Annotated in this window: 3 protein-coding genes; 2 read left to right on the top strand and 1 reads right to left on the bottom strand. The window is 72.4% G+C overall.

Annotation, left to right across the window (positions count from 1 at the left end; genetic code table 11):
* Window positions 1-92: 92 nt before the first annotated feature.
* A complete protein-coding gene (locus tag AB0H87_RS40230; RefSeq protein WP_360158601.1) occupies window positions 93-692 on the bottom strand; it encodes a dihydrofolate reductase family protein in 600 nt (199 codons plus the stop codon).
* Window positions 693-759: 67 nt separating this feature from the next.
* Between AB0H87_RS40230 and AB0H87_RS40225 the strand changes: the two genes are divergently transcribed.
* Entirely contained in the window at window positions 760-2070 is a 1311-nt protein-coding gene (locus tag AB0H87_RS40225) for an N-acetylmuramoyl-L-alanine amidase (protein WP_360158598.1), read from the top strand.
* A partial coding sequence (locus AB0H87_RS40220; protein WP_360158604.1) for a transglycosylase SLT domain-containing protein occupies window positions 1958-2772 on the top strand: 815 nt, incomplete at its 3' end. The genes AB0H87_RS40225 and AB0H87_RS40220, both read left to right, overlap by 113 nt.

Raw genomic sequence — 2772 nt, 5'->3', positions numbered from 1 at the left:
GCTTGATGCCGACCCGGGCGAGGGACTGCTGCAGCGCCTCGGCGGACCGGCGGCGGCGCGGTGCTGCCGCCGGTGTGGCACCGGCCCGAGCGCTAGAGCGCGTTCCGCGCGTCCTCGTACGTGCCCTGCGGTGCGGTCTCGGCCGGGCTGTAGAAGAGGTTGAGCACGCCGGTCTTGAACGTCTCCGACTTGTTGAGCGTCAGCGGGATCGGCTGCTCGCCGTCGGCGAACAGCTTGAGGCCCTTGCCGACGACGATCGGGTGCATCAGCAGGTGCAGCTCGTCGAGCAGGCCGGCGGCGAGGAGCTGGCGCACGACGGAGACCGAGCCGGACATGCCGATCGTGCCGCCGGGCTCGTTCTTCAGCGCGGTCACCGCCTCGACCAGGTCGCCGCGCAGGAGCTCGGAGTTGCGCCAGGTGAACTCCAGCGGCTGGCGCGACACGACGATCTTGCGGGTGTCGCCGAGGGTCTTCGCCATCTCGGCGTCCGCCTCGCCGGCCAGCTCACGGTCGGGCCAGGCGCCCGCGAAGCTGTCGTAGGTCTTCCGGCCGATCAGGTAGGTGTCGGCCGCGCTGAGCGTGCCGCCGACGGCCCGGCCCATCTCGTCGTTGAAGTAGGGGAAGTGCCACTGGTCCGGCGCCTCGACGACACCGTCGAGCGAAATGAACAGCTGCGCGACGATTCTCCGCATAACGGGGACCCTAGCAGGGGCCACGTGAAAGAGTTTGCCCCGGCACTCGCCTTGGGGGGACTCCACGATGGTCGGTACCGCGCTGCTCGCCGTGGTGGCGGCCGCCGCCCTCGTCATCGGGACCGCGCCGCCCGCACCGGGCCCGTCCGACGCGTTCACGGCGGCCGCCGCGGGCTACGACGTGCCACGGGAGATCCTGTCCGCACTAGGTTGGGCGCAGTCCAGGCTGGACCACCGGGCGGCGGGGCGCACCGGCGGCTGCGGGGTCATGCAGCTCGCCGACGATGGTGTCACCGACACGCTGGCGGCGGCCGCCGCGCTGACCGGGCGGTCACGGGCGCAGCTGTGCGCCGACGAGGCGGCCAACGTGGCCGGCGCGGCCGCGGTGCTGCGCTCCTACGCCGACCGGTCCGGGCTCGACGCGACGGCCCGCGCCGACGTGGACCGGTGGCACGGGCCGGTCGGCCGGTTCGCCGGCGCGGTCGGTGACCCGCTCGCCCGGCTGTTCGCCGACTCGGTCCTGGGTCGCGACGCCGCAGGCGGCCCGCGCAGCCCGGACCATCCGACGGCCACCTGGTCGCCGGCGCACGACGACAACTTCCGCGACGCGGACCGCGAGAAGAGCCATCCGATCGACTACGTGGTGATCCACATGACCCAGGGCTCGTACTCCGGCACCCTGGCCTGGTTCCAGAACCCGGCGTCGGAGGTCAGCGCCCACTACACGGTGCGGTCGTCGGACGGGGCGCTGTTCCAGTCGGTGCGGGAGAAGGACATCGGCTGGCACGCCGGCAACCGCGACTACAACGCCAGGTCGATCGGCATCGAGCACGAGGGCTTCATCGACAACCCGGCCTGGTTCACCGACGCGATGTACCGGTCGTCCGCCGCCCTGACCCGCTCGCTGACCGAGAAGTACGGCATCGTGCGGGACCGGGCCCACATCGTCGCCCACCGCGAGGTGCCGGGTGCGGACCACACGGACCCGGGCAAGTACTGGAACTGGACCTACTACCTGCAGCTCGTCAAGGGTGCTACTGGCATCGGCCAGGGCACGGTGGCCGCGCCCGAGGTCACAGTGCACAGCGCGGCGCGATCGGACCGTGAACACCGGGCATCCGGGTTTCATACCCGGCGTGCCCAAGTGCTGAAAGAAACATTCGGGTTCAAGCCCATCGTTGGACATCCTTTACATCGAAGGTCATCACCGTGTACGGTTCGGCCATCGCCCGCCTGGAAGGGGATGCGCGATGGTGCTTCGTCTGGTGCTCTCCGCCGTCCTGGTCGCCGCTCCCGCCCCGGCCGCCGCCACCCCCGCGGCTGCCACGCCGGCGGGCCCGTTCGCGTCGGCTGCCGTTCGCTACGACGTCCCGCGTGACCTGCTCGTGTCCATCGGCTACACACAGTCCCGGCTGGACCAGGGCGCGCAGGGTCGGGCCGGCGGGCACGGCGTCATGCAGCTCGCCGACAACGCCGTGACGCACACGCTGTCGGAGGCGGCGGCGCTGACGGGCCTGTCGCCCGCGGCGCTGCGCACCGACGCGGCGGCCAACGTGGCCGGTGCGGCGGCGGTGCTGCGCTCCTATGCGGACGGTGCCGGCCTCGACGCGGCCGCGCGGGCCGACGTGAACCGCTGGTACGGCCCCGTCGCCCGGTTCGCCGGCACGGTCGAGGACCCGGTCGCGCGGCTGTTCGCCGACACGGTCTACGCGCAGCTCGCCGCCGGCGTCTCCGGCCCGGTGAGCGCGCCCGCCCGGTCCGTCGCACCCGACCGTGGCCGCCTCGGTCGCGTCGCCGCGTGGGGCGGCGGCGTCGGCGTGCTGAGCACCGACTACGGCCCGGCCGTGTGGGCGCCGGCGAACTCCGCCAACCTCACCGTCTCCAGCCGGGAGACCAGCTACCCGATCGACTTCGTGGTCATCCACGTGACGCAGGGGTCGTACGCCGGCAGCATCTCCTGGTTCCAGAACCCCGCCTCGAAGGTCAGCGCGCACTACACGTTCCGCTCGTCCGACGGCGCCGTGACGCAGTCGGGGCCCATGATGCCGCGTACGTCGAGAATCACGTTCCGGTCGGGGCC

Origin of the sequence: Asanoa sp. NPDC050611, from assembly GCF_040654855.1 — a bacterium.
GTDB lineage: Bacteria > Actinomycetota > Actinomycetes > Mycobacteriales > Micromonosporaceae > Asanoa.
Note: the sequence above shows the minus strand (reverse complement) of the source record. Positions and strands in the feature narration are given on the sequence as shown.